Origin of the sequence: Actinacidiphila yanglinensis (genome assembly GCF_900107965.1) — a bacterium.
Taxonomy (GTDB): domain Bacteria; phylum Actinomycetota; class Actinomycetes; order Streptomycetales; family Streptomycetaceae; genus Actinacidiphila; species Actinacidiphila yanglinensis.
Genome location: NZ_FNVU01000025.1, coordinates 25,555 through 52,026 on the forward strand (window position 1 = coordinate 25,555; position 26,472 = coordinate 52,026).

Consider the following 26,472-nt stretch of genomic DNA (forward strand, 5'->3'; position numbering starts at 1 on the left):
CGAGCCGGCGGCAGAGGGCGCGATCCGGGCGACGACTCGGCGCCCGTCGCGCACAAGTCTACGAGTGTATACTTGTGGGTGAAGGCGGTCGCGGCTCGCACGATCAGGGGGCGAGAGCGGTCCGCCGACGAAAGGGAGCAAGCAGCATGAACCTCGATCTCATCGGCAAGCGGGCACTGGTCACCGGTTCCAGCGCGGGACTGGGCGAGGCGACCGCCAGGATGCTGGCGGCCGAGGGCGCCGCCGTGGTGATCCACGGGCGGAACAAGGGCCGGGTGGAGGCGGTCGCGGACGCGATCCGTGCGGCAGGCGGGACCGCGGACACGGCGCTGGGCGACCTGGCCACCGACGAAGGCGCCGCCGACGCCGCCCGGGCCGCGACCGCCGGCGGGCCCGTCGACATCCTCGTCAACAACGCCGGCTTCTACCGGCACCTGTCATGGACGCAGGCCACCGCGCAGGAGTGGAACGACACCTACAACGTCAACGTCGTCTCGGGGGTGCGGATGATCCAGCACCTGGTCCCGGCGATGCGCGAGCGCGGGTGGGGACGGGTGGTCACCATCGGCGGCGGCCTGGCCTCCCAGCCGATGAACACCCACCCGCAGTACAACGCCACGCTCGCCGCCCGCCACAACCTCGCCGTCTCCCTCGCCCGCGACCTCAAGGGGACCGGCGTCACCTCCAACGTGGTCTCGCCGGGCGCGATCCTCGTCGACAGCGTGAAGGACCTCGTCACCGGGATCGGGCCCGACCGGGGCTGGGGGCAGACCTGGGACGAGATCCACCCCAACGCCGTCGAGGCGCTGATCCCCAACGACCAGGAGCGTTTCGGCGAGCCCGACGAGATCGCGGCGGCCGTGGCCTACCTGTGCGGGCCGCACGCGCAGTACGTCAGCGGGGCCACCCTGCGCGTCGACGGCGGCCTCATCCGCTCGGCGTTCTGACCGGGCCGGCCTCGCCCGTGACCGGTTCGAGCATGGCGGCCAGCAACGCGGCGACCCGCCCGTCGTCCGCCGCCTCCAGGGCGCCGACGCCGACGACCGTGCGCAGCAACCACGTCCCCGCGGCCAGCGCCAGCCCCAGCTGGGCGCGCAGTTCGGCCTCCGGGCCGCCGATCAGGTCCGCCAGCCGCGCCCCCACATGGGCCTCGATGCCCCGACGGACGATGCCGGCGGCCTCAGGGTCCGACGCCGAGCGGAGCATGAGCAGGAACGGGTCCAGGCGCTCGGCGCCGGGTCCCGTGCGCTCGGCGAGCGAGCGGGCCATGATCTCGGTGAGGCCGCGGGACTCGGTGCCGACCACGGTGGGCGGGGCGAAGCAGCGGTCGACCGCCTCCGCGAAGAGGCCCTGCTTCGACCCGAAGTAGCGGTTGATCAACATCGCGGTGACGCCCGCGCGTTCGGCGATCCGGCGCACCCCCGCACGGTCGTAGCCGTGCTCGGTGAACTCCACCACCGCGGCGGTCAGGATCGCCTCACGCGTCGCCGCGGCATCCCGCCGGCGGGGTGGCTGGTCAGCAGTCATGCGGGTGAGCATACGTCGCGCCGTCTACGACCGTAGACAACGCCGCCCGCGGTCAGAAGTCGAGTTCGACGTAGTCGATGTCGGTGAACTCCACCTCCAGGTCGGCCGCGCGGCGGCCGCGGTCCTTGAAGTAGATCTCCTGCAGTCCCTCGGCGGCGATGGCCTGGAGCTGCTGCTCGGTGGCGCCGGCCGCCTGCGCGTCGAACAGGCGGGCGGCGTAGGCCGGGGGGAGGTGCTGGGTGATCCGGCGCATCCGGCCGTCGTCCGTCGAACCGGGTGCGGCGGTGTAGCCGAAGCGGGCCCGGGTCTCGATCACGATGCCCGTGCTCGTGGCGGCCTGCTTCCTCGCCCGCTGCCGCACCCGGGGCTGCCAGTCCCTGCGGACCTCGCGCTCCAGGCGCGCCGCGAGGTCCTTGCGCGGCTGCCGCAGCGTGCCCTTGACGTACCGCTCCACCGTGCGCTGGGAGATCCCCAGGCGGGCCGCCAGGGCGCGGGTGGAGCCCTTCTCCACCCTGAGCAGGAACCGCATCTGCGCGCCGGCCGACTTCGGGATCGGCCGCGTCGCGGTGTTCGCGGCCGCGCGCGCCAGCGCGTCTTCCATGTCGCCCACGCGCTACTCCCCGTCGTCCGCGGCGCCGTCGCCCTTGATGTGCCGGGCGGGGTTGTGCTGTTGCTCCATCAACTCCACCGCCCAGAACAGTGGTTGCGTTCCCTCGTGCTTGACCATGCCGGGCGAGACGCCGAGCCGGAAGGTGCCCGGCGCCGGCTTGTCCGCCGCGTCGTAGGGCAGGACGTCCAGCGGTGACGGGCCGGCGGCCGGGTAGACCGCGCAGTCCGACAGCAGTGCGATCGGCAGCAGCGCGTCCTGGCCGAACACCACCGAGCCGGCCGGCGCGGGGCCGGTCTGCGTCGCCAGCGCGGTCTTGAGCAGCTTGCGGTGCATGTTGACCCGCGCCGCCGAGATGACCGCCGCGCGGATGTCGGGGCGCCAGGTGGGGCGCTCCAGCGCCGGCCAGCGCTCGCCGGGCCGGTATCTGGTCCCCTGCGGGCGTTCGCGCAGCTTGCCGATGCCGCCCTTGACCGTCGACTTGATCGCCGAGAGCACCGCGGCCATGCCCGGGTCGGTCTGCTTGTGGCCGGCCATCGCGTCCAGGAACGCCGCCGGGGACAGGTCGGCGGTGATGCCGAGATCGGCCATCGTGGCCTTGTACGCCTCGGACACGTGCTTGTACCAGGGGTCGAGGTACGGTCCGGCCTCGCGCCGGACGTACGCTTCGGCCGGGTGGATCTCCACCGGCAGCCGATAGGTGTCGATCAGCTCCTGAGCGTACGCCACGGTCGGTGTCGCGTACCAGGCCGGCCCCGACGGGCGGCTTCCGTGCGGGGTGAACGGCGAGGGCAGCCGCGGGTCCAGCTCGATGCCGGACAGGTCCACCAGCCAGGAGCCGGGCACCTGCTTGTCGAACCGCGGCGCGCTCACGTGCTCCGGCCCGCCCAGGCCGACCACCAGCCGGTTCGCGGCCGCGAGGAAGGCGGTGTTCACGTCGACGCCGACCGCGAACGCCTTCGCGCACTCGTCGTCGGTGAGCAGTTCGGTGGGGCGGATCCAGTCGAAGGCCTCCTCGTCGAGGACTTCGGCAGGGGTCCGCTCGTGGGTGCGGGGGAACAGCGCGGTGACGACGGGGTGTTCGTCGGGGGCCTCCGGCGGCGCCGGGTCGACGGCGACGGTGAGCGAGCCGGGGACGGCTCCCGGCACCCAGGTGCCGGTGGCGTCGTCGCGCACCGCGCGGGTCGGCGGGCGCAGGCTCGTCATCAGCTCCAGGCCCGCGACCGCGGTGGAGCCCCGCGGGGTGAGCACGCGCGAGGAGTAGGCGGTCAGCACCCGGGCGAGTTCCGGTGGGGCGAGCTCTCCCGCAGTCCCCCAGGCGCGCGCGTCCAGCGCGTCCCAGGGCAGGACGGCCAGTTGCACGCACTGCCGCTGGTTGCCCTGAGCGGGGCGGTAGATCCTCGCCCACGGCCCGAACCCGCGCTTCGTCAGCCGCCACTTCGCGCGGAGGACCTGGCGTACCACCGCGTGGTCCTCCGGCAGCCGCATCCCCCGCCGGTCCTCCAGTTCCTCCGGCAGGCCCAGCCGGTCGGCCGCACCCGCCGTGAGGACCACCAGCGGGTCGGAGTCCTTGCCGAACTGGTGCAGCCGCGGCGCGCCCAGCCGCGCTTCGGCGAGCGTCCACTCCACCAGTTCGGGCACGCTCTTCGCCGGGCACTCCAGTACGAGGCCGCCCGCGCAGTACAGCGATCCGTCGGCGTCCAGGACTCCGAGCGGGCCGTGGGCGAAGCGCGGGTCGGAGGGGGGTGGGGTCGCGGGGGTGGCCGGGGACTTGGGCGCCGCCCTTCTGGCGGCGGGCCGGAGCGGGGTGGGAGGTGCGGGGGGCGCGGACGGAGCCGGGGCCAGGGCCGGGGCTGGAGTCGGGGCCGGGGCCGGGGCTGGTGTCGGGGCCGGCTCGACGGTGGTGGGGTGCTGCGGGGCGCCGCCGGGCGCCGTCACTGGTGCGGCGGCGGGCAGGGCGGCGGGGGGGGCGGGCGGCGCGGCGGGGGCGGGGGCGGGAGCAGGGGCGGGCGGCGCGGCGGGGGCGGGGGCGGGAGCAGGGGCGGGCACGGGGTATTTCGCGGCCCACCCGTCCAGCAGCCGCAGGTACGCGTCCCGCTTCGGCGGCCGGGGCTCGGACCGGCCCGCCTCCCAGTTCTTCACCGTCTGCACCGTGGTCTGCAGGGCGGTCGCGAGCCGGGACTGCGGCACCCCGGCGGCCTTGCGCAGCCGGGACCGCTCGTCGGGCGGGGGCAGGTCGGGCTCGCCGGCGAGAAGCGCGTCGACCGCTGCGAACAGCTCGTCCTTCTCGTGGGACATGTGGCACCTCCGGGCCGGACTCTAGCATCACTTAGCCAACGTTTTAGCCGCGAATTTATCCCATGGGCCCTCTCGGGACCGGGGGTTGGCCGCCCCGGTCCCCTCGGACCGGCGGATGAGGGGATCGTCCCTCAGGCGGCGGGCAGATCCGGCACGTCGCCCAGGTCGGCGAGGCGGGAACGGGCCTCGACGAGGTGTTCGGTGCCGGCGTCGGGCCCCAGGGCGGCGCACTGCTCGAAGGCCTCGCGTGCCTCCACGGTCCGGCCGGCCCCCAGCAGGGCGTCACCGAGGTGTATGAGGTAGCGGCCCTCCATGGCCGAGTTGCCGACCGTGCGGCTCAGCTCGACCGAGGCCCGCACCAGCCGTACCGCCTCGTCCCAGCGCTGCAGGCGGCTGTGGCAACCTCCCTGGCCCGCCAGGGAGTTGATCCGGTAGATGGCCGCGACGTGCGAACCGATCCGGTCCTCGAACTCCTCCGCCAGGCTCAGCAGCTGCTCGAAGACCTCGATCGCCTTCTCCTGGTCGTCGCTGATGTCCCGCAGCGTCGTGGCCCGTTGCTGCAGCGCGGTCAGCATGCCCGGGGTGTCCCCGGCGGCCTGGAAGAGCCCGGCGGCCTCGGTCACGTGGAAGACGGCTTCCTCCCCCTCGCCCAGGAACCGGTGGGCCCAGCCCGCGTAGTTGTGGGCCCACGCCTGTTGCAGGGTGTCCTCGGCGAGGCGGGCGGCGACCAGGGCCCGGCCGGAGTACCGCAGGCTGTCCCGGAACCTCGCCTCGCACATCCCCAGGGCCCAGGCGTAGAAGTTGAGGTGGGTCGCCTCCAGCAGGGGGTCGCCGAGCGCCTCGGCGGACCGGGCGGAGGCGCCGAACACCTCGGACCAGTGGCCCCAATACATCCAGTGGTCGGCGAACCACTGCAGGGCCGCCACCACCTCCACGACGGTGGCGTGCTCGCCGTTCGCCGCGGCGGCGTGCAGGGCCGCGAGCCAGTTGGGGGCCTCGCTCTGCAGCCAGTCGCGGGCCTTGTCGGCGCTCGACAGGTCGACCGCGCCCGGTGCGGAGGGCGGCGGCGCGGCGGCGCCGGGTTCGTACCAGAGGCCGGCCGCGGTGGCGGTCTCCAGCAGCCAGCGGAACATGGTCGCGCGGGAGTGCGCGATGTCCTCGGCGCTCTCCTCGGAGGTGAGGCGGATGCGGGCGTACAGGGCCAGCAGGTCGTGCAGCCGGTAGCGGTCGCCGGCGCTGTCGAGCAGTCCCGCCTCGACCAGCTCCTCCAGGGTGTCCTCGGTGTCGTAGAGGTCCTGGCCGGTGAGCCGGGCGGCGCAGGCGGCGCTGGTGTCCGGGGCGGGGACCAGCGACAGCCGGCGGAAGAGGCGGGCCGCGGTCGGGGTGAGCTGGCGGTAGGACAGCTCGAACGCGCCCGCCACGCGTACGTCGCCGGCGGACAGCGCGTCGAGCCGTCGCTCCTCGTGGGCCAGCCGCTCGGCGAGGCGGCGGACGCTCCACGCCGTCCGGGTGGCCAGCAGGTTGCCCGCCACCCTGAGGGCGAGGGGCAGGTGCCCGCAGAGCCGGGCGACCGCCTCGACGGCTTCGGGGTCGGTGGTGGCGCGGTCGTCACCGAGGAGGGCGGCCAGGAAGGCGGCGGACTCGGCGGGGGCGAGCCGGCCGAGTTGCAGGCGGTGGACGTCGTCGAGGCCGGTGAGCATGCGGCGGCTGGTCACCAGGACGAAGGTGCGTCCCGAGCCCGGCAGCAGCGGGCGCACCTGGGCCTCGTCGCGGGCGTTGTCCAGCATCAGCAGGCAGCGGCGGTCGGCGAGGGTCTGCCGGTAGAGGGCGGGGCGGCCCTGCGGGCCGGCCTTGGCCAGGTCGCGGTCCGGCACGCCGAGGGCCTTGAGTATCCGGACCATCAGCTCGGCGGGCGCGGGGGAATCGTCGTCGGTCCCCATGAGGTCGACGATCAGCTGGCCGTCGGGGAACCGGTCGGCGAGGCGGCGGGCGGCACGCAGCGCGAGGGCGGTCTTGCCCGCGCCTGGCGCACCGTGGATGGCGGCGATGACGGGGCGCGCGTGCGGGTCCGGGGAGTACGGGGAGCCGCCGGAGCCCTCAGGTGCGGGATCGCCGCTTCCGCCGTCCTCGTCCGCGGTCCGGGCGAGCGTCTCCAGGCGGCCGAGCTCGTCCGCCCGGCCGACGAAGTCCTCGGCGCCGCGCGGGAAGGAGCGCACTCCGACCGGGCTGTACACGGAGCTGCGCTCCGCGGACGCCGCGGCGTGCAGCCGCGCCCTGCCGGCGTCGTCCAGGCCCAGTCCGTCCGCGAGCGCGGTCACCGTGCGCTGGCGGGGGTCGGCCCGCCGTCCCCGTTCGAGGTCGCTGATGCCCCGCACGCTGACGCCGGACGCCTCCGCCAGCGCCTCGATGGTCAGCGCCCTGTCCCGGCGCATCGCCCGCAGCAGCGCGCCGAAGGTCGCTTCCTGGGCCGACACGCTTACCTCTTCCGCCTGCGACGAACGCACTTCTTCCCGACGTACCGCATCCTACGGGGCGGGTCCGGTGAAACGGCCGGGCGCTCGCGGGCGTGCCTACGCGGGGTGCGGGAGGGCGAGGGACGCCGAGGGAGGGCGAGGAGGCGTCCGGACGAGCCGGGAAGACCGCGCCGCGGCGACCGGCGCGATCACCGGCCGTCCGTACGGCTCCGGCGTACGCACACCACACACCCTTTTCTCACATGTATCGAAGATATGTGTCAAAATGCGACGTGTGCCGGCAGGTGTCGCGGGGTTGCCTGCGCGCCCACTCGACCTCGGCCGGGACCGCCGGCCGCGAACCGGCGAGGACCCCGCCCAGGAGCGAGCTGTGCCCGAGAACGACCAGAAGCCGTTGACGACCGCCGCCGGCGCGCCGGTGGCCGACAACCAGAACTCCCTCACCTCCGGTGCGCGGGGCCCGATGCTCCTGCAGGACGTCTGGTTCCTGGAGAAGCTGGCCCACTTCGACCGCGAGGTGATCCCGGAGCGGCGGATGCACGCCAAGGGGTCGGGCGCGTTCGGGACGTTCACCGTCACCCACGACATCACGCGGTACACGCGCGCGGCGCTCTTCTCCGAGGTCGGCCGGCGGACCGCGCTGTTCGCCCGGTTCTCCACCGTCGCCGGCGAGCGCGGCGCCGCCGACGCCGAGCGCGACATCCGCGGCTTCGCCCTGAAGTTCTACACGGATGAGGGCAACTGGGACCTGGTCGGCAACAACACGCCGGTGTTCTTCTTCCGCGACCCGCTGAAGTTCCCCGACCTCAACCACGCGGTGAAGCGCGATCCACGCACCAACCTGCGGAACCCGGAGAACAACTGGGACTTCTGGACCCGGCTGCCCGAGGCACTGCACCAGATCACCATCGTGATGTCCGACCGCGGCATCCCCGCGTCGTACCGGCACATGCACGGCTTCGGCTCGCACACCTACAGCCTGGTCAACGCCGACGGCGAGCGGTTCTGGGTCAAGTTCCACCACCGCACCCAGCAGGGCGTCCGGAACCTCACCGACGCCGAGGCCGCCGCGCTCATCGGCAGGGACCGCGAGTCCCACCAGCGTGACCTCTTCGACGCGATCGAGCGCGGCGACTTCCCGAAGTGGAAGCTGTTCGTCCAGGTCATGCCGGAGGCCGACGCGGCGCACTACCGCTTCCACCCCTTCGACCTCACCAAGGTCTGGTCGAAGGACGACTACCCGCTGATCGAGGTCGGCGAGTGGGAGCTCGACCGCAACCCCGGCAACTACTTCGCCGACGTCGAGCAGGCCGCCTTCAGCCCGGCGAACGTGGTGCCGGGGATCGGCTTCTCCCCCGACCGGATGCTGCAGGGCCGGCTCTTCTCCTACGGCGACGCGCAGCGCTACCGCCTCGGCGTGAACCACCACCAGATCCCCGTCAACGCCCCGAGGAACCCGGCGCACTCCTACCACCGCGACGGCGGCATGCGCGTCGACGGCAACCAGGGCGCCACCCCGGGCATCGAGCCCAACTCCTACGGCCGCTGGCAGGAGCAGCCCGCCTACCGCGAGCCGGCCCAGGCCGTGGGCGCCGTCGCCGACCGCTTCGACTTCCGCGCGGACGACGACAACTACTTCGAGCAGCCCGGCACCCTGTTCCGCCTGATGAGCCCGGAGCAGCGGCAGGTGCTCTTCGAGAACACCGCGCGGGCGATCGACGGCGCGTCGCAGCAGACCGTCGAACGGCACATCGGCCACTGCACCCTGGCCGACCCCGCCTACGGCGAAGGCGTCCGCAAGGCGATCGAGGCGCTTGCGGCCGGCACCCTCTGACGCCCGGTCAGGCGGGCGCGCCGCCCGGCGCGGGCGCGTGCACGGTACGCGCCCGCGCCGGTCACGGCGCTCCCGGCATCACCGGGTCCACCCGGTTCACCCGGTCCACCGGAGCAGACGGCAGGAGAAGGCGGAAATGACCGGCGGCAGCGCGACCAGGGGCAGCCTGACCCCCGAGCAGACGCGGCGCGTCGTGTCGGTCGCGGCCGACCTGGCGCGCGAGGGCAGGACCGGCGACCTGCTGGAGTTCGTGGCGCACGGGCTCCCCGTGGACACCGCCGACGCGGCCGGCAACACGTTGCTGATGCTCGCCGCCTACCACGGCCGGACCGGCACCGTACGGGCGCTGCTCGCGCTCGGCGCCGACCCGGACCTGCGCAACGACCGGGACCAGAGCGCCATCGCCGGCGCCCTGTTCAAAGGCGCGGACGGCGTGGTGACGGCGCTGCGCGAGGCCGGCGCGGACCTGGACGCCGGCACCCCGACGGCGCGCGTGGCCGCCGCGCTGTTCGGCGCGGCCCACCTGCTGGAGTGAGCGGTGGTGCGGCCGGGCGGGCGGCTGCCCGGGGCGGCCGCGTTTCCAGCCGCCGGGCCGGACCCCGCCGCCGCTTCCGGGAGAACGGTGGGCTCCCCGGGCGTCGGTCGCTCGGGGGCGGGGTCCGGCCCGGCGCGGGAACCGGGCGGGGAGCTCAGCGCAGCGCGGAGGCCAGCCGGTCCGCGACCTCGCGCGGCGAGGGCATCGCGGCCATCTGCTCCGCCGCGCGGCGCGCGTTGCCCCGGAACTCGGGGGCGCCGAGCACCTCGGCGGCGGCCGCCACGACGGCCTCGGGGCCGGCGGCCGGGGGCGGCACCGCCACGCCGGTACGCGAGCGCGCGACGGCGGCGGCCTGCAGGAACTGGTCCGCGCCCTGCGGCACGACCACCAGCGGCAGGCCGTGGGCGAGGGCGCCGAGGGTCGTGCCCGCGCCGCCGTGCGTGATCACCAGGTCGACACCGTCCAGCAGTTCGGCGAGCGGCCGGAAGCCGGTGAACTCGACGTGCGCGAGGTCGGTCCCGTAGTCGGCGGGCGTCGTGGTGAGCCCGAGGGTGACGACGAGGTCGACGGCCGGCGCGAGGGCCTCGATGATCGGGCGCAGGACTCCCGGGTCGGTGAATTGGGTGCCGAAGGACACCAGCGCCTTCACCCGCGTGCCCTCCGCGACGGGTCCCGCGGCGCCGGGGGTGCGCTCCGGGGTGTCGGGTCCGCGGTGGGCCTGCGGCCGCATCGGAAGGCGGCCTCGCGGCGGCTGCCAGTCCGGGGCCTGCAGGAGCTGCGGGCACGGGTCCAGGTACCAGGCGGGCGTGGGGAGTTCCACGCCGCGCTCCTTGTAGCGGGACGCGGCGACGGCGTCGAAGGCGTCGGTGAAGTCCGCGGGGATCAGGGGGCCGAACGCCAGCTTCGCGAACGGGACGCCCAGCACGGCCGCGACGAGCGGGCCGACGTAGTCCGTCGCCTCGGCGACGACCAGGTCCGGCCCGAAGTCGCGGGCCGCGGCGAGTGCTTCTTCCGCGGTGAGGTCGATACGGGCTCCGGCGAAGAACTCCGCGGCGGCGGCCGGGGTCGGCTCGGTCGCCACGCCGCCGGTCCTGCGGGCCGCCTCGGCGAGCAGTTCGGCGGCCTCGGGACCGACGGGAAGCAGGTCGATCCGCTCGGCGGCGAGCATCGGGGCGAAGGATGCCGAGCTGATCACCGACACGTCGTCGCCGCGGTCGCGGAACGCGCGGGCGAGAGGGAGCTGCGGCAGGAGGTGTCCGTGCGCAGGTGTACTGGAGAAGAGAATACGCATGGCGAAAGCCTAGAGGCTCCGCACATGTTTCTCGGCAGCGACACCGGGGCATGCAGGCAGGTGTCGATGGCGGGATTCCCCTCTACCGCAGGGCACTTGGATGCGGGAGAGTACATCCTGCCGACCGCGGGGCACCTCGGGTGTGGGCCTTCCCGTGCCACTCGCAGGGGAAGTGGCGACGGGGTCACACATGTGAGGTGCGCCTCCGGGTTCGTCCGAACGAAAGGTGGGAACATGCTCACGTCCAAGGCGAAGGCGGGCGGTGCGGCAGTCGTCGCGGTGGCGGCCGCGGCCCTGCTCGGCCTGGGGACCGCGTCGGCGAGCGCCGCCGGCCCGCCGCCCCTGCGGTACGGCGCGTACCTCTACTCCGGCGCGGGCAGCACCGGTTCGGTGACGACCGTGGACCTCACCGACGCCGGCACCTGCCACACCATTGCCACCCCGGCGCTCTCGGGGATGGTCGTCGACGGCAGCCGGCAGCTCGAGCTCTACTCCGGTGCCGGCTGCACCGCGACCTGGAGCTACACCACGGGCAGCCTGATGCAGGGCGACTTCCCGTGGGCGATGCTCAGCTACCGGGTGATCCCCGCGACGTGACCTGCCGGACTAATCAGCTGATCACGCGCGTTGTACAGACATGAGCATCTGGCCCCCCGAAGACCGGTCCCTGCTGGCTGACACCTATGCGCTCGTCCTCATCGTCGGCGAGGGCGACGGCTCGCCCGGGGTGGAGATCGGGATGGTGGTCGTCGGCGGCGAGTTGTACGTCCGGGCCTACCGGGGGGTGCGCTCGCGCTGGTACCGGGCGGCCCAGGAGGACGGGCGCGGCACGATCCGGGTGGGCGCGGTCACCCGTGACGTCACCCTGGAGACCCGCGGCCTCGAACCCCCCGCCGGGGTCGAGGCCGCCTTCCGGGCCAAGTACGGCGAACTCGCGGAGGCGCTCGTGGCGAGCCCCGAGGCGCGCGCCGCGACGATCCGCATCGACCCGGCGCCCGCTCCGGCCCGCTGAGCACCTGCCCCGCTCGGTCAGCCGCGCAGACCGTCGGGGCCGTGCGCGCGGATCCAGTCCGCGCTGCCGGTGAGGATCCGCTCCGCGTCATGGTCGTGCAGGGCGACGTGGAAGCTGTTGCCGAGGATCTCCTCGCGGAACTCGGCGTCGCGCATCCCGGTCCGGACGAGCCGGGCCGACCTGCCGTCGACGACGTGGTCGACGCGGCTGCGGAACAGCAGGGTGGGCGCGACGACTCGGGGAAGCTCGCCGCGGACGGTGCGCCACAGCCGGGTCAGCTGGTAGGCGGCGCGGACCGGCACCAGGTCATAACTGCTGGTACGGGCGCCCGGCTTCTTGACGTCCCCGCCGATCCCGTGGCTGGTCCGCTTGATCCGGGCGATCACCGGTGCGCGGCCCAGCAGTCGGGGGCCCAGGCCGTACGTGCCCAGCGAGGGGTTGACCAGCACCACGCCGGCCACGCCGTCCGGATGCGTGGCGGCCAGGTGGAGGGCGAGGGCGCCTCCCATCGAGAAGCCGCAGACGAAGACGGCGGCGCAGCGGTCGCGCAGCTCGGTGAACGCCGTCTCCACGCCCTGGTACCACTGCTGCCAGGACGTGGTCTCCAGGTCCTCCCACCGCGTGCCGTGCCCCGGCAGGAGGGGCAGCCGGACGGAGTGCCCGGCCGCCGCCAGGTGGTCCGCCCCGGGGACGCACGTTCCTCGGCGTACCGGCGAAGCCGTGGGCGACGACCGCCCCGATCCGCCCGCCGTCCGCGGCGAACGCGGCGTCCGCTGGGTCCGCGGAGTCCGCGAGATCCGCGAGGTCGCCCACGGGGTCGCCCTCGCCGGATGCGCCGTCAGCCCGCACGGACGCCCTCGATGAATCGGCCGGCGATGTCGATACGTTGGTCGAACGTGGCGGGTGACTGCCCGAGGTCCACGAAGAGTTCGTGGACGCCGGCCTCGGCGGCGGCCCGCGCGTAGCCGATGTACTGGTCGAGGGTGCCCGCCGAGGGCATCTGCTCCGGCGCGGTCGCCGCCTCGGTCAGCGTCGGGTTCACCCGCAGCGCCATCCTCAGTTCGGCGGGGTCCCGGCCGGCCTTCTCCGCCTCCTGAAGGATGCCCGTCCACATGGCCGTCAGGTGCGGCAGCGGCATGCCCACCGGCAGCCAGCCGGCGGCCCGCCGCGCCAGCCGCCGGATGCCGCCGGGGGTGAACGCGGCGAGCAGGACCGGCGGGCCGGGCCGCTGGACCGGCTTGAGGCCGACGACGGTCCCGGGGACGGTGAACAACGGTCCGGTGTGGCCGAACTCGTCACGCGTCCAGTACTTCTCCAGGATGTCGAGCGTCTCGTCGAGCCGGGCGCCCCGGCCCTGCCAGGGCACGCCGACCGCGGTGTACTCCTCCGGCATCCAGCCCAGGCCCAGCCCCACGTCCAGGCGTCCGCCGCTGACCACGTCGAGGGTGGTCAGCGCGCGGGCGAGCATGACGGGCGGGTGCCACAGGGCGTTGAGGGTGCTGGTACCGAGCCGGACCCGGCGGGTGTGGGCGGCGGCGAGCGTCAGGCTCACCAGGGGGTCCATGAAGTTCTCGTAGTACCGCGGCATCACCGGGTCCTTGCCCGGGTAGGGCACGCTCGGCGAGCGGGGCGCGAGGATCCGGTCGCCCGTCCACAGCGAGTCGTAGCCGAGGTCCTCGGCGGTGCGGCTGACCTCGATGACGGCGTCCGCGCCGGCGTCGGTACCGAAGGTGGGAAGGGCCAGGCCCAGTCGCATGTGTCGTCCTCCAGGAGTGGTGCGGGAGATCATCGGCTACCGCTTGACGTCGTGGACGCGGTTGGTGGGTGTCTCGACGGCGAGCCGCCAGCGGCTCAGGCCGGCCTCGGCGGCGATGCCCTCCAGGGCCCGGCCGGCGTGGTTGCCCAGCGCGTGCAGGCCGTTCTGGGCCAGGGCGGTCGGCAGGCACAGGACGGCGGAAGTGGACGCGAAGGAGCGGCCGATGGGGTGGATGTTCGCGCCGGGCTCGGCCGACGCGTTCGGTTCGACGACCAGGCAGCTGCCGTCCGGGGCGAGCGCCTTCTCCGCCTGCCGCAGGGCCGCGCCGGGGTCACCGAGGTCGTGCAGGCAGTCGAAGAACGTGACGAGGTCGTACCCGCCGCCGGGGAACTCGTCCGCGGCGGCGACCTCGAACGTCACGCGGTCGGCCACGCCCGCCTCCTCGGCCAGCCGCCGGGCCGCATCCACGGAGGCGGGGTGGAAATCGAAGCCGTGGAAGCGGGAGCGCGGGTACGCCTGGGCCATCAGCACCGTCGAGTGGCCGAAGCCGCACCCCACGTCCGCGACCGAGGCGCCCTGCCGGAGCTTGGCCTCGACGCCCTCCAGGGCGGGCAGCCACTCCTGGACGAGGACCGCCTCGTAGCCGGGCCGGAAGAACGCGGCCACGCCCTGGGCCAGTTCGGGCCCGTACTCCTGCCAGCCCACGCCGCCGCCGGTCCGGTAGGCGCGCTCCAGCGCCTCCTCGGCGCCGTAGAGGGCCTTGAGCATGGTGAAGCCGCCGCCCACGTACGTCGGCACGAGGAGTCGGCCAGGACGGCCGCGTGCGCGTCGGGCAGGACATAGGTGTCGGCTTCGGCGTCGTGCAGGACGTAGGCACCGGCGACCTGTGCGGCCAGCCACTCCCGGACGTACCGCTCGGCGACTCCCGTGCTCTTCGCCAGTTCGGCGCAGGTGAGGGCGCCCGCGCCGGACATGGCGCGGTACAGCCCGAGGCGTATCCCCAACGACGTGGACACCCCCGCGAAGGCGGCCGCCTGGTCGGCGACGACCCGCTCGAGGAATTCCATGACGCGCTTCTCGTCCTGCATGTGCTCAACTTTCTCGGTGCGTTGTCCTGCGGATGTACCAGGAGGCGACGTGGGGGACCCCTCGTTCCTCCGACGAGCGGCGGCCCCCTCCGGGTTCACATCCGGATGCCCCGCCGCGCGGCCGGCGAGGTGGGCGCAGGCGGCGGCGAGGACCGCCACCGCGGCGACGACCCAGGTGGCGACGGCCAGGGCGTGCCCGGAGGCGGCGCCCGCCGCGGGCAGGGCCACCCGGCTCAGGAAGAGGGTGCCAATCACCGAGACGCCCAGTACCTGGCCGAGTTGGATGACGGTGTTCATCAGCCCGCTGGCGTCGGCGGCGTCAGCCGCACCGACCCGGCCGAGCGCCAGGCCGAACAGCGGGCCGTAGGCGATCCCCGAGCTGAGCCCGACCACGGCGAGCGCGGTCTCCACCGCCGCCCCGGCCTGCCCGCCGTCGCGTTGCAGCAGCGCCAGCGCGCCGTAGCCGAGCGCGGTGGCCAGCAGTCCGGCCACCGGCAGCGCGGGGTGCAGCCGGGCCGGCAGGCGCCGCCAGTACAGGCCGCCCAGCCCGAACGTGACGACCAGCGGCACGAACAGCAGCCCCGCGCGCTCGGGTCCGTAGCGCAGCGCGCCCTGGAAGTGCAGGGCGCAGACGAACAGGAAGCCGGAGAACGTCACCAGCACCAGGCAGATCGCCGCCGCGGCCGGCACCAGCCCCGGGGAGCGCAGCACCCGCCCCTCGATCAGCGGGTCGCCGCCGCGGGCCGTGAGCCGGCGTTCGAACCGGACGAAGGCGGTGAAGGCGGCGGCCGAGGCGGCCAGCAGGACCCAGGTCCAGGCCGGCCATCCCGTCTCGTGGCCCAGTACCAGCGGGGTGACCAGCAGGCCGAGCGCGGCGGCGAGCAGCAGCAGGCCGGGCAGGTCCAGCCGGCGGGCGCGGGTGCCCTCGACCGCGGGCAGCAGGCGGCGGCCGGCCGCCAGCAGGACCACGCCTACGGGCACGTTGACCAGGAAGACGGCCCGCCAGCCGCTGCCGAGCAGGTCGGCGCCGACCAGCACGCCGCCCAGGATCTGCCCGACGACGGCGCCGGCGGCCAGCACCGCGGTGTACACGCCGAGCGCCCGGACCCGGGAGGGGCCGGTGAGCGAGTGCTGGATGAGCGACATGACCTGCGGCACCAGCAGGGCCGCGCCGGCGCCCTGAACCAGCCGGAAGCCGATCAGCCAGCCGGCGCCGGGGGCCAGCCCGCAGGCAAGCGAGGCGGCGGTGACCAGGGCGGTGCCGGTGAGGAAGAGCCGGCGGTAGCCGTGCCGGCCGCCCAGGCGGGCGCTGCTGATCAGCAGGACCGCGTAGACGATGGTGTAGCCGGCGACGATCACCTGGAGGGCGGGCCCGGAGGCGTGCAGGTCCCGCTGGATGGTGCGGGCGGCGACGTTCACGATGGAGACGTCGAGGGTGGCCATGAACTGGCCGGTCAGGATCAGGGCGAGCAGCGTGCCGGTGGCGCGGCCGGCCGGCGCGTCCTGTTCTGCGGGGGGCGGTGCGCCGGGCGCGTCGCCCGGGGCGGCGGACACGCGGGGTGCCGCACTCGGCATGGTCGTGCCTTCCTTGCGTCGGGGGCGAGGTGGAGCGAGTGGGCGGGGTTGCGGGCGAGGTACGGTCACATGTCCGCGGTCAGGCGGCCGCCATCGGACGTCTGCTGGGTCGGCTCCCCCGTCGGACATGGGCGGTCGGCCCCTGCCGCCAGTCCGAACTCCCTCGCCACCAGCGCGTAGGAGAGCGCACGCGCGGTGTCGTCGTGGATCATCGTGGTGAGCATCAACTCGTCCGCCCCGGTGCGTATCTGAAGATCCGTCAGCCCCGCGTGGACCGCGTCGGGGGCGCCGTGGACGACACCACCGAGCCACCCGTCGACGAACTCCCGCTCCTCGGGCGTGTACGGGTGGCGCGCCGCCGTGTCCGCGCTGGGCAGGGCGGACTGCCTGCCCTGCCGGGCGCGCATCATCATCAGCGCCCCCGACCGGGCCAGCCGCAGCGCCCCCGCGGCGGTCGGCGCGCAGGTGGCGTTGACGGACACCATCACGTGGGGCTCGGGCAGTGTCGCTGAGGGGCGGAAGGTGCTCCGGTACAGGTCGATCGCCTTCAGCGCCTGGCCGGGGTTGATGTGGAAGGCGGCCGCGAAGGGCAGCCCGAGGCGGGCGGCGGTCACCGCGCCCGTCGTCCCGGATCCGAGGGCCCACACGGGGAGTTCGGGCGCCTTCGGCACGACGTGCACGTGGTCGCGCGCGTACGGGTGGTCCGCCGGGAAGCGGTCCGCCAGGAATCCCAGCAGTTCCTCGACCTGGTCCGCGAAGTCGCCGCCGTCCTTGGCGCGGTCGTTCTTGGCGCCGCGGTCGTGTGCGCCGCCGTCCTCGACCTGGTCGTCGGCGCCGTCCTCCTTGCCGTGGCCGGCGCGGCGCAGGGCCTGTTCGACGGCGGGCAGGCCGCCGGGGTTGCGTCCGACGCCCAGGTCGATCCGGCCCGGGTGGAAGGCGTTCAGGACGCCGAACTGCTCGGCGACGACCAGCGGGGCGTGGTTGGTCAGCATCACGCCGCCGGAGCCGAGCCGGATCGTGCGGGTGCGGTCCGCGAGGAACGCGAGGAGAACCGCGGGGGCGGGGCTTCCGGAGGCGGGGAAGCTGTGGTGCTCGGCGACCCAGAAGCGCCGGTATCCCCAGCTTTCCACCGCCTGCGCGAGCGAGGCGGTCCGCCGCAGCGCGGCCGCGGGATCGCCGTTCTCCCCCACGACCGTCAGGTCCAGGACGGACAGCGGGATGCGGCTGCCGCCGGTCCCGCCGGTGTCCGGACCCGGGCCGCCCGCGGGTGTCGTGTGGTTCATGCGCCGCTCCTTCGTGCCGCCCCCATGTAATCGGACTCATGAGTCCGCTTAGTCGAAGAGCGTAAACGGACCCATGAGTCCGGTCAAATGGGTGTGCCGCGCCCCCGGCCGCGGCGGGCCGGTGCCGCGCGCGGGCACAATGGGTGCGTGACAACCACGGAGGTGAGCGCGGTGACCGCCGAGCCCGAGCCGTCCCTGCGGCGCGCCGACGCCCGACGCAACCACGAGCGCGTCTTCGCCGCGGCGCTCGAGGTCTTCCAGGAGTTCGGCCTGCACGGCACCATGCCGCAGGTCGCCGAGCGGGCCGGCGTGGGCAAGGCCACCGTCTACCGCAGCTACCCCGCCAAGGAGGACTTGGTCGAGGCGGTCGTGGCCGAGCGGCTCGGCGAGCTGGACCGGCGCACGGCGCCCGCGCTGGCCGGTACCGACCCCTACGAGAGGTTCCGCGCGTACGTGTCCTGCCTCTTCGAGAGCCTCGCCGGCGACCGGCTGCTGTCGGAGGCGCTGGCCACCGGGCAGTTCCGGCGGGCCTCGGGACTGCTGTCGCGGCTGTCGGGTCTGATGGACGACGCCAAGGGCCCCGGGCAGGTGCGCGAGGACGCCACCGCACTCGACCTGCGCGTGTTGCTGTGCGGGATGACCCTGCAGCTCATGACGAACGGCGACCGCGATCCCGCGCTGTGGCGCCGGTACGGGGAGTTGACCCTCCAGGCGCTGCGCCCCTGACCGGCCCGCCCTCAGGGGCACGCACCGGGGCCGCGCAACGGGCCTGGGTGCGTCGCTCCCTCACCTGCCCTCGGCGGGCGCGGGGTCAGACCGCGGGCAGGTTCGCCGTGAAGAACTCGGTGAGCCGGTCGATGGCCGGGCCGATGTACTCCTGCTTGTCGTACAGGTCGACGTGGCTGGCGCCCTTCATCCAGTGGATCTGCGCCGGGCCGGTGGCGCGCCGGTGGGCTTCCAGGCCCATCCACGCCGTGACGGCGCGCTCGCCGAGGATCTGCAGGATCGGGCGCGGGCCGATCAGCGGCACGGCGTGGAAGACGTCGTAGGAGGCCATCTTGTCGATGCTCTCCCAGGCGAGGGTCTTCGCCGAGCGCTCGTGGTAGCCGCGGGTGCTGCAGTAGTACTCCCAGCCCTCGACGCCGTGCTCGCCGCCGAGTTGGCGGGCCTGGTCGGCGGTCTCGGGGAACATCGTCATCGCCCCGGCGTCCTCGCCGCGCGCGGCGGCGGTACGGGCCTGGGCGGCCGCGTCCAGCAGGGACTGGAAGACGGCCGGGTCCTGGGTGCCGTCGGCGCCGTAGCGGAACTGGCGGGCGGGCTCCGCGGTGGAGACGGTGGCCACCGCCCTGATCCGGTGGTCGCCGCCGGTCGCCGAGAGGCTGTAGCCGCCCGAGGCGCACACGCCGAGCAGGCCGATGCGGGCGGGGTCGACCTCGTCGCGGGTGGTGAGGTAGGAGACGGCCGCCTTGAAGTCCTCCACGCGCTGCGCCGGGTCCTCCAGCCCGCGGGGCAGCCCGCCGGATTCGCCCTGGTAGGCCGCGTCGAAGGCGAGGGCGGCGAACCCGCGCTCCGCGAGCTGCCGCGCGTAGACGCCGGAGGTCTGCTCCTTCACCCCGGTGCCGGGGTGGCCGACGACCAGCGCCGGCAGGGGGCCGGCCGCGCCGGCGGGGAGGTAGAGGTTCGCGGCGATCGGGATGCCGGCGCTCTCGAAGGTGACGGAGGCGGGGGCGGTGCTGGACGTGCTGCTCATGGGCTGCGTGCTCCTCGTGCTCGGTGCTGTGGTCGTGCGAGGTGGTGGATGGGGGGCGGAGGGTTCCCCGTCGCCGGGGGCCGGGCCCCTACCGCGACGGGAAGGTCCTTCCCCCGGGAGGGCCGATGATCACGGTGGTGCGTCCGGCCGGGGACCGGGTCACGCGGCCCGCAGCGGCTTGGCGAAGGACTTGCGCAGGCTCCCGGGGGCGGCGAGTGGAAGCAGGGAGGCCAGCATCTTGCCCTTGACGGTGGCGGGCCTGCGGACCAGCTCGACGTCCACCCGGGTGCCCTCACCCTCCGGGGTCATGGTGAACTCCCAGCCGCCGCCGGCACCGAAGAGCTTGGAGTCCAGGGTGGTGATGGTGACGGTGTCGCCGCCGGGCTGCCATTCGTAGCGGGCCCGCTCCCAGGCGGAGGCGGTGCCCTCGGTCACCTCGGCCCAGTTCTCGCCGCGGCCGTGGAGGACGAAGTGCTCGGCGTCGATGGTGGGCCAGCTCTCCGCGCGGGAGGGGCCGAAGTCGGTCAGCACGTCGAGGACGGCCGACGGGCTGAGGGTGGACACGAGGTGGAAGCGGACGACTGCCATGGCTGGATTCCTTCATCGGGTTCTTGCGTAACTTCTCTGACTGGTGACGACTCTTCCATCCAACATCGTCACCTGTCAAGACGGTGACGAATCGAATCCGCCGGCCGGACACATGCCCCGGCCGGCGGGGCGCGGCAGGTGGGCCCGGTCAGTGCAGGATGCGGCGGGCGACGTTGGTGGAGACCAGGTCGAGCAGCTCGCCGCCACGGCCGGACAGGACCGTCCGGATCGCGTAGAGCGTGAAGCCCTTGGCCTGCTCGGCGGTGATCGTCGGCGGCACCGAGAGCTCCTGGCGGGCCGTCATCACCTCGACCAGCGCCGGGCCGTCGTGGGCGAGGGCGCCCACGAGCGCGTCCTCCAGCTCACCGGGCCGCTCCACCCGGCGCGACCACAGCCCGATCGCCTCACCCACGTCGGCCAGCCGCGGGTTGTCCAGGTCGGTCGCGAAGTTGACGATGCCGGCCGCCTTCATCTCCAGCTCGACGAAGTTCAGCGAGCCGTTGTTGAAGACCACCACCTTCACCGGCAGCCGGTTCTGGCGCAGCGTGAACAGCTCGCCGAGCAGCATCGTCAGCCCGCCGTCACCCGACAGCGCCACCACCTGGCGGCCGGGGAACGCGGTCTGGGCGCCGATCGCGTGCGGCAGGGCGCAGGCCATCGTGCCGTGGTTGAAGGAGCCGAGCAGCCGGCGCCGCCCGTTGAAGGTGAGGTAGCGGGCGGCCCACACCACCGGGGAGCCGACGTCGGTGGTGAACACGGTGTCGGCGCCGGCGAGGCGGTCGAGGGTGGAGGCGACGAACTGCGGGTGGATCGGGGTGCGTTCGTGGTCGTTGACCGCCAGCGCGTCCAGCGACCTGCGGGTGCGGGCGTAGTGGGCCAGGGCACCGTCCAGGTGGCCGCGGTCCTCCTTGCCGGCCAGCAGCGGCAGCAGCGCGGGCAGGGTGTCGCGGACGCTGCCGACCAGCGGCAGGTCGACGCGGGTGCGGCGGCCGATCTGCTCGCCGCGCAGGTCCAGCTGGATCACCTTCGCGGCCTGCGGGTAGAACTGCCGGTAGGGGAAGTCGGTGCCGAGCATCAGCAGGGTGTCGGCCTCCTCGATGGCCTTGTAACCGGAGGCGAAGCCGAGCAGGCCGGTCATGCCGACGTCGTAGGGGTTGTCGTACGCGACGTACTCCTTGCCGCGCAGGGCGTGCACCACCGGGGCCTTGAGGACACCGGCGAGCCGGACCAGGTCGTCGTGGGCGCCGGCCGCGCCCGCTCCGGCCAGGATCGTCACCTTGCGGCCGGCGTTGAGCAGGTCGGCGGCCTCCTGCAGGGCCGCGTCGTCGGGGCGCACCACGCTGCGGGCCGGGCGGACCACCGCGGGGGCCGTGCCGTGCGGGGCCTTGGCGAGGAAGACCTCGCCGGGGACGACCACGACGGCCACGCCCCGGCGCTCGACGGCCGCCCGCATCGCCGCCTCCAGGATGCGCGGCGCGGACTCCGGGCTGCCGACCACTTCCGCGTAGACGCTGCACTCGCGGAACAGCTCCTGGGGGCGGGTCTCCTGGAAGTAGCCGGTGCCGATCTCGGCGCCGGGGATCTGGGCGGCGATGGCGAGCACCGGCACGCGGCTGCGCTGCGCGTCGAACAGGCCGTTGATCAGGTGCAGGTTGCCCGGGCCGCAGCTGCCGACGCACACCGTCAGCTCGCCGGTCAGCCCCGCCTCGGCCGCCGCGGCGAAGGCGGCGCTCTCCTCGTGCCGCACGTGCACCCAGTCCACCTCGCCGTCGCGGCGGATGGCGTCGGTCAGTCCGTTGAGGGAGTCACCGGCCAGGCCGTAGAGGCGGTGGACTCCCGAGGCCTTGAGCGTGGCGATGACGTGATCGGCGATGCTGTGCATGGCTGGTGATGCCTTCCGTCGGTCGGGGAAACGCGGCTTGTGCGGCGCGCTCGGCCCGCGCCGGGGCCCGCCCGCGCAACCGGGGGCCACCCGCGGCGGGGTGCCCGCCCAGTGTCCGGGCGGGTGCCGGGCGCACACATCCGTCGATTGACTGTGCCCCGGCCGGGACCCGGCGCCCGCCCGATGCGGGGCGATCGGGCGCGGTGGCGGGGGTGGCGGACCCTGCCCGGGAGCACCGGCCGGCGTGCACCCTTCCGGCGCGCTCACACGTGTTGGGGGTCCGGGAAACGGGGCGCAGCCCCGCGCGCAGTCAGATGACGTAGCCGGTCGCGTGGGTGCGGGCCCGGGCTCCGGCGGGGGGTTCGCGGGGCGCACCGGTGGGTGTTCCGTGCCGGACCGGGGCGGTACGGAGGTGCCGGCCGGGCGCGGCGGACGCGGGAGGTGTCCGCTCCGGGTCGGTACTGCCGCGCGCGTCTCACCGTCAACTGACTGATGTGGACCGCCGCGCCGGGGACGACAGTGGTGAACCGTCGGCCTCACGGCGCGGCGGTCGGAACGCACGGCCGGGCGGAGGCGGACGCTTTGGGACACGAGGTCGCCTGCGGCGCGGGTCGGCCACCGACACACACGGGACAAGGGTTTTCACATGATCGACAGGCGTACCTTCGGCAAGGCCTTCGGCGTGGGCACCGGCGCGGCCGCCATGGCCATGACCGGTCTGGGCACCGCGAACGCCGCCGGCACCGGCACGGCCGCCCGGCACGGCGGCACGAACGGCACGGGCGTGCCCGCCGCCACCGTGCCCCCGATCGTTCCCGGCACGCACACCACCTTCCCCGCCATCAAGCAGGTCAGGGCGGGGCTGCTGGACGTCGGCTACGCGGAACTCGGCCCGGCGCACGGCCCGGTGGTGCTGCTGCTGCACGGCTGGCCCTACGACATCCACAGCTTCGTCGACGTCGCCCCGGCGCTGTCCGGCCTCGGCTACCGGGTGCTGGTCCCCTACCTGCGCGGCCACGGCAGCACCACCTTCCTGTCCCCCCGCACGCCGCGCACCGCGGAGCAGTCCGCGGTGGCGCTGGACATCATCGCGTTCATGGACGCCCTGCGCATCGACCAGGCCGTGCTCGCCGGCTTCGACTGGGGTTCGCGCACCGCCGACATCATCTCCGCGCTGTGGCCGGAGCGGGTCAAGGCGCTGGTGTCCACCAGCGGTTACGTCATCACCAATGTCGAGGCGCAGAAGACCCCGGCGGCGGCGGCCGTCGAGCACAACTGGTGGTACCAGTGGTACTTCTCGACCGACCGCGGCAAGCAGGCCATGGAGAACCCGGACGAGTGCAAGGCGCTGTGCCGCCTGGTGTGGCAGATCGTCTCCCCCAACTGGAACTTCGACGACGCCACCTTCGAGCGCACCGCGCAGGCGTTCACCAACCCCGACTACGCCGCCACCGTGCTGTTCAACTACCGCTGGCGCATCGGGCTGGTGGAGACCGACCCGCGTTACGCCCGCTACGAGAAGCAGCTGGCCGCCGCGCCCAGGATCGGCGTCCCCACCATCACCCTCGACCCGGCACTCGACCCCTTCACTCCGGCCGGCGACGGCGCGAACTACCGGACGTACTTCACCGGGAAGTACGACCACCGCACGATCCAGAACATCGGCCACAACCTCCCGCAGGAGGCGCCGACCGTGTTCGCCCAGGCCGTCGTCGACGCCGACCACCTCTGACCCCGACCACCTCTGATCCCCACCCGCACCACCCACCCGTCCGCGCCGGCCGGGCGCCGGCCCACCCGCCGCGCCCGCGCCGGCGCGGCACCTGCCAGGAGGAACCTGAAGGATGAGCGAAGTCCAGTGGAACCGTATGACGGCCGCGCGGTTGCGCGACCTCGCGGCCGAGGACGCGGTGGTGCTGGTGCCGGTGGGAGCCACCGAGCAGCACGGTCCGCACCTGCCGACCGGGGTGGACGACTTCCTGGCGGCGGAGGTGTGCCGCCGGGCGGCCGGACTGGCCACCGCGCGGAACTCCGCGGCGGTGGTGGCGCCGTCGGTGGCGACGGGCCTGTCGGAGCACCACATGGGCTTCGGCGGCACCATCACCCTGTCCCTGCCCACCCTGCACGCGCTGCTGCGGGACATATGCCGCTCGGTGGTCCGGGCGGGTTTCTCCCGCGTGCTGATCGTCAACGGGCACGGCGGGAACATGACCGCGCTCAACGCGCTGACCACGGAGCTGACGGCGGAGCTGGGCAGGCCGATCGCCTTCGCCAGCTACTTCGGCGCCGGCCGGGAGGTCGTGCGCGACACCCTGGAGACCCAGGACGGCCTCATGCACGCGTGCGAGGGGGAGACGTCCATGATGATGGCCGCCTTCCCCGGCCTGGTGCGCACCGAGTACCTGGGCGACGCGCACGGGCCGCGCATCACGCTGCCGGCGGAGTCCACCGAACCGGTCTACCTGGCCGTGCCGTTCGACCGGATCACGCCCTCGGGCGTGGCGGGTGACGCGCGCACGGCCGGGGCCGAGAAGGGCGAGAGGATGCTCGCCGGCTGCGCGCAGGCGCTGGCCGACGTCATCGTGCAGGACCCGTGGGCGGCGCTGCTGGACCGCTGAGGCGGCGCAGGCCCGGCACCACTCCACCGCCCCGACGGGCGACGGCCTCCGCCGGAGGAGCCGTCACCCGCCGGGGCGGTCCTTCTGTCTCTGACCTCGCGTCAGGCAGGTCGGACGTTGTGGTTGAAGCGGAACATGTTGCCGCCGTCGTAGCGCTGCTTGACCGCCGCGAGGCGCTCGTAGCGCTGCGGGCCGTACGCCTGCGCCACTCCCGCGCCGTCGGTGGCCTCGTGCGGGGACAGGAAGTTCACCATGTTGCGGCGGGCCGCCCAGGGGGCCAGGCCGTCCACCACCGTCGCCAGGCCGGCGCGCGACTGCTCCTCGTGCTCCGGGCTCCCGACGGCGAACGCGAAGACGACGAAGGGCAGCCCGCGGCTGGAGACCGCGTTGCCGCCGGCCGGCTCCCGGTCGAACGCCCCGCCCAGGGCGCGGATCTCGACGTTCGCCAGCGCGCACCCGGACCCCGCGCCGGTCAGCTCCACGAGCGTCTGCGCGGTCTTCTCGGAGAACTCCTCCAGGCAGACGCTGCGGTCGAAGTACGGCATCGGGGCCACCGGGTCCCGGTGGATCTCCCCGAGGGCGGCGAACGGCTTGTCCTCCACCAGGTCCAGCAGCACCGGCGCCGCCGCCCGCAGCGGCGCGATCAGCCGCGCACCGTTCTCCGCGGGCCCCAGGTAGCCGATCCGCAGGTGCACCACGAAGGCGCCGCGCAGCGGTTCGGGCAACACCGGCAGGTCGGGCAGCCGCTGGATCGCGACGGACGACGTCATGTCCTCACCGACCGTCGGCAGCCAGGCGCGCCACGCCTCCAGCACGTCGGCCAGGTGCTCGCCAGGGAAGTAGAGGCCGCCGCCGTAGAAGCGGGTCCGGGGGAACGCGTCGAACTCGACCGCCGTCACGACGCCGAAGTTGCCCTTGCCGCCGCGCAGTGCCCAGAACAGCTCGGGTTCGCTGTCCGGCTCCACCTCGCGCAGCTCGCCGTCCGCGGTGACCACTTCCAACCGGCGCACACGGTCGGCGGCGTAGCCGAGCGACCGGCCCAGCAGCGGGCTCTGCCCGCCGCCGAGGGTGTAGCCGACCACGCCCACGTCGGGCGCCGAGCCGGCCAGGACCGCGAGGCCCGCCTCGGCGACCCGCGGCAGCACGTCCCGCCACCGCACGCCCGCCTCGACGCGCACGGTGCGCGCCGCGGCGTCGACGGAGATGCCCGCCATCCGGCCGGTGGTGACCAGCACGCCGCCCTCCGCCGAGCCCACCACCTGATGGGCGGTGCACTTCACCGCCACAGGCAGCCCGCGCTCCGCGGCGAACCGCACGGCGGCCCGCACGTCCTCGGGCCCGGTCGCGCCCACCACCACGGCCGGGCGCAGCCGGCACGCCAGGTTGTACGTGGCGCACTCCTCGTCGTACGCCGCCGATCCCGGCACCAGGACCGGGCCCCGGACGGCCTCCCCCAGTCCCGCAACGTCCTGCGGCCGCAGGTCCCCACCGGTCACACCGGACATGTCCGCGTTCACCATGACATCTCTCTTCCGAAACACACATATGTCTTCTTCCAGAATACGTGTCTCGGCTTGGACCAGGTGCACGGCTGCGGTGCGGGTAGGGCTGCCCGGGAGGGGAGGTGACATATGGCAGCGTGGCAGCCTGCCTGTCAGTCGGTGAGCCCTTCCAGGAGCACGGTGGCCAGGCGCAGGGCCGCGTGCAGTTCCGTCACCTCGGCGACGGTGGGCCGGACCACGCCGGACCAGTCGCCGCGCAGGCCCGGCCAGCACGCCAACAGCACCTGGGTACCGGGGAGTCCGAGGTGGGCGGTGACGTCCATCCGGTCGAGCCCGGCGGGTGTCCAGGACAGCAGGACGCGGCCCGGCGGCACGCGGGACGGTGCGTTCCGCGGCACCCACACGGCCGTCAGCGTGCCGTCCACCGGTGCCACGAGAGCGCCGCGGACGCCGTCCGGCATCGGCAGGCGGGTCAGCCGGGACAGCGGCGCGGGTCCGCGGCGGGCGCGGGGGTCGGCGTCCGCGGGGGTTTCCACGGCGGTGTCGGTGTGTGTGTCGCCTTCGGCCGGGAAGCGGGTGTCGGTGTCCGCCGAGCCCTGCACGTCGGCCTCGGCCGGGACGAGGGTCAGCGGCGGCCGGCCGGCCCGCTCGGTGTCGGGCCCCGGCCGGGACCGCCGCAGCGGCCGCGGCCAGGACCGCGGCCGGGTGGCCGGTGAACGGTCGCAGCAGGGCCGGCCGCATCCGCCGTATGTCGTCATGTCCCTCTCCCCCTCCGGGCCCGTGCGGGCCTCAGCCGTGCGAGCTTCGCGGGCTTCAGTCTGCGGGGGGAAGGGGGTCGGGCGAATCCGTCAT

General features: G+C 74.2%; 23 protein-coding genes. 8 read left to right on the top strand and 15 right to left on the bottom strand.

What is annotated here, in order from left to right:
* Positions 1–146 precede the first annotated feature (146 nt).
* Positions 147–947 carry an SDR family NAD(P)-dependent oxidoreductase gene (locus C4U44_RS35590; protein ID WP_103890230.1) on the top strand — a complete coding sequence of 267 codons (801 nt, stop codon included), beginning with the start codon at positions 147–149 and terminating at the stop codon, positions 945–947.
* On the opposite strand, the gene C4U44_RS35595 is transcribed toward C4U44_RS35590, so the two are convergent.
* The 4 genes from C4U44_RS35595 to C4U44_RS35610 all read right to left on the bottom strand — a co-directional run bounded on the left by C4U44_RS35595 (position 928) and on the right by C4U44_RS35610 (position 6,906).
* Positions 928–1,527, bottom strand: coding sequence for a TetR/AcrR family transcriptional regulator (locus C4U44_RS35595; RefSeq protein WP_103890334.1), 600 nt, complete (start codon positions 1,525–1,527; stop codon positions 928–930). The two genes, C4U44_RS35590 and C4U44_RS35595, sit on opposite strands and share 20 nt — an antisense overlap.
* 52 nt (positions 1,528–1,579) lie before the next feature.
* A complete protein-coding gene (gene tpg, locus C4U44_RS35600) occupies positions 1,580–2,128 on the bottom strand; it encodes a telomere-protecting terminal protein Tpg (protein ID WP_407642939.1) in 549 nt (182 codons plus the stop codon).
* 12 nt (positions 2,129–2,140) lie between these two features.
* Positions 2,141–4,432, bottom strand: coding sequence for a telomere-associated protein Tap (gene tap / locus C4U44_RS41755; protein WP_103890232.1), 2,292 nt, complete (start codon positions 4,430–4,432; stop codon positions 2,141–2,143).
* A 131-nt stretch (positions 4,433–4,563) separates the two neighbouring features.
* Positions 4,564–6,906: an XRE family transcriptional regulator gene (locus tag C4U44_RS35610; RefSeq protein ID WP_103890233.1), complete on the bottom strand. Its 2,343-nt coding sequence runs from the start codon at positions 6,904–6,906 to the stop codon at positions 4,564–4,566.
* A 370-nt stretch (positions 6,907–7,276) separates the two neighbouring features.
* Between C4U44_RS35610 and C4U44_RS35615 the strand changes: the two genes are divergently transcribed.
* Complete coding sequence (locus tag C4U44_RS35615) at positions 7,277–8,740, top strand: catalase (RefSeq protein WP_103890234.1); 1,464 nt, start codon at positions 7,277–7,279, stop codon at positions 8,738–8,740.
* A 136-nt stretch (positions 8,741–8,876) separates the two neighbouring features.
* Positions 8,877–9,275, top strand: coding sequence for an ankyrin repeat domain-containing protein (locus tag C4U44_RS35620; protein WP_200823522.1), 399 nt, complete (start codon positions 8,877–8,879; stop codon positions 9,273–9,275).
* A 154-nt stretch (positions 9,276–9,429) separates the two neighbouring features.
* Here C4U44_RS35620 and C4U44_RS35625 read toward each other — a convergent pair whose 3' ends face one another.
* The gene (locus tag C4U44_RS35625) at positions 9,430–10,566 is read right to left on the bottom strand and encodes a glycosyltransferase (RefSeq protein WP_103890235.1); all 1,137 of its coding nucleotides are present in this window, start codon (positions 10,564–10,566) and stop codon (positions 9,430–9,432) included.
* Positions 10,567–10,800: 234 nt separating this feature from the next.
* Here C4U44_RS35625 and C4U44_RS35630 point away from each other — a divergent pair, with 234 nt between their 5' ends.
* Positions 10,801–11,163 carry a hypothetical protein gene (locus C4U44_RS35630; protein ID WP_103890236.1) on the top strand — a complete coding sequence of 121 codons (363 nt, stop codon included), beginning with the start codon at positions 10,801–10,803 and terminating at the stop codon, positions 11,161–11,163.
* Between the two features lie 40 nt (positions 11,164–11,203).
* Positions 11,204–11,578, top strand: a complete 375-nt coding sequence (locus C4U44_RS35635) for a DUF2255 family protein (protein ID WP_103890237.1) — start codon at positions 11,204–11,206, stop codon at positions 11,576–11,578.
* Positions 11,579–11,595: 17 nt separating this feature from the next.
* Here the strand turns inward: C4U44_RS35635 and C4U44_RS42145 are convergent, their stop codons facing one another.
* The 5 genes from C4U44_RS42145 to C4U44_RS35660 all read right to left on the bottom strand — a co-directional run bounded on the left by C4U44_RS42145 (position 11,596) and on the right by C4U44_RS35660 (position 17,280).
* Entirely contained in the window at positions 11,596–12,444 is an 849-nt protein-coding gene (locus tag C4U44_RS42145) for an alpha/beta hydrolase (RefSeq protein ID WP_235032614.1), read from the bottom strand.
* Positions 12,417–13,334 (bottom strand): TIGR03619 family F420-dependent LLM class oxidoreductase, encoded by a 918-nt coding sequence (locus C4U44_RS35645; protein WP_103890239.1) that lies wholly within the window; start codon positions 13,332–13,334, stop codon positions 12,417–12,419. The genes C4U44_RS42145 and C4U44_RS35645 overlap by 28 nt, the downstream gene beginning before the upstream one ends.
* 36 nt (positions 13,335–13,370) lie before the next feature.
* On the bottom strand, positions 13,371–13,892 hold the full coding sequence (locus C4U44_RS43010; RefSeq protein WP_322973723.1) for a class I SAM-dependent methyltransferase: 522 nt from the start codon (positions 13,890–13,892) through the stop codon (positions 13,371–13,373).
* Positions 13,859–15,997: an MFS transporter gene (locus C4U44_RS35655; RefSeq protein WP_235032603.1), complete on the bottom strand. Its 2,139-nt coding sequence runs from the start codon at positions 15,995–15,997 to the stop codon at positions 13,859–13,861. The genes C4U44_RS43010 and C4U44_RS35655 overlap by 34 nt, the downstream gene beginning before the upstream one ends.
* A 65-nt stretch (positions 15,998–16,062) precedes the next feature.
* Positions 16,063–17,280, bottom strand: a complete 1,218-nt coding sequence (locus tag C4U44_RS35660) for an LLM class flavin-dependent oxidoreductase (RefSeq protein ID WP_103890240.1) — start codon at positions 17,278–17,280, stop codon at positions 16,063–16,065.
* Positions 17,281–17,427: 147 nt separating this feature from the next.
* Between C4U44_RS35660 and C4U44_RS35665 the strand changes: the two genes are divergently transcribed.
* Positions 17,428–18,006 carry a TetR/AcrR family transcriptional regulator gene (locus C4U44_RS35665; RefSeq protein WP_235032604.1) on the top strand — a complete coding sequence of 193 codons (579 nt, stop codon included), beginning with the start codon at positions 17,428–17,430 and terminating at the stop codon, positions 18,004–18,006.
* A gap of 85 nt (positions 18,007–18,091) precedes the next feature.
* Here the strand turns inward: C4U44_RS35665 and C4U44_RS35670 are convergent, their stop codons facing one another.
* The 3 genes from C4U44_RS35670 to poxB form a co-directional block, all read right to left on the bottom strand.
* On the bottom strand, positions 18,092–19,030 hold the full coding sequence (locus tag C4U44_RS35670) for an alpha/beta hydrolase (RefSeq protein WP_103890242.1): 939 nt from the start codon (positions 19,028–19,030) through the stop codon (positions 18,092–18,094).
* Positions 19,031–19,189: 159 nt separating this feature from the next.
* On the bottom strand, positions 19,190–19,618 hold the full coding sequence (locus C4U44_RS35675) for an SRPBCC family protein (protein WP_103890243.1): 429 nt from the start codon (positions 19,616–19,618) through the stop codon (positions 19,190–19,192).
* Between the two features lie 148 nt (positions 19,619–19,766).
* Positions 19,767–21,500, bottom strand: a complete 1,734-nt coding sequence (gene poxB, locus C4U44_RS35680) for a ubiquinone-dependent pyruvate dehydrogenase (protein WP_103890244.1) — start codon at positions 21,498–21,500, stop codon at positions 19,767–19,769.
* Positions 21,501–22,146: 646 nt separating this feature from the next.
* On the opposite strand from poxB, the gene C4U44_RS35685 reads away from it, so the two are divergent.
* Both C4U44_RS35685 and C4U44_RS35690 read left to right on the top strand, forming a co-directional pair.
* Positions 22,147–23,232, top strand: a complete 1,086-nt coding sequence (locus C4U44_RS35685; protein ID WP_103890245.1) for an alpha/beta fold hydrolase — start codon at positions 22,147–22,149, stop codon at positions 23,230–23,232.
* Positions 23,233–23,344: 112 nt separating this feature from the next.
* Positions 23,345–24,118, top strand: coding sequence for a creatininase family protein (locus C4U44_RS35690; RefSeq protein ID WP_103890246.1), 774 nt, complete (start codon positions 23,345–23,347; stop codon positions 24,116–24,118).
* Positions 24,119–24,219: 101 nt separating this feature from the next.
* On the opposite strand, the gene C4U44_RS35695 is transcribed toward C4U44_RS35690, so the two are convergent.
* Positions 24,220–25,638, bottom strand: coding sequence for an FAD-binding oxidoreductase (locus tag C4U44_RS35695; protein ID WP_235032605.1), 1,419 nt, complete (start codon positions 25,636–25,638; stop codon positions 24,220–24,222).
* Between the two features lie 134 nt (positions 25,639–25,772).
* Positions 25,773–26,378 (bottom strand): hypothetical protein, encoded by a 606-nt coding sequence (locus C4U44_RS43015; RefSeq protein ID WP_235032606.1) that lies wholly within the window; start codon positions 26,376–26,378, stop codon positions 25,773–25,775.
* Positions 26,379–26,472 lie beyond the last annotated feature (94 nt).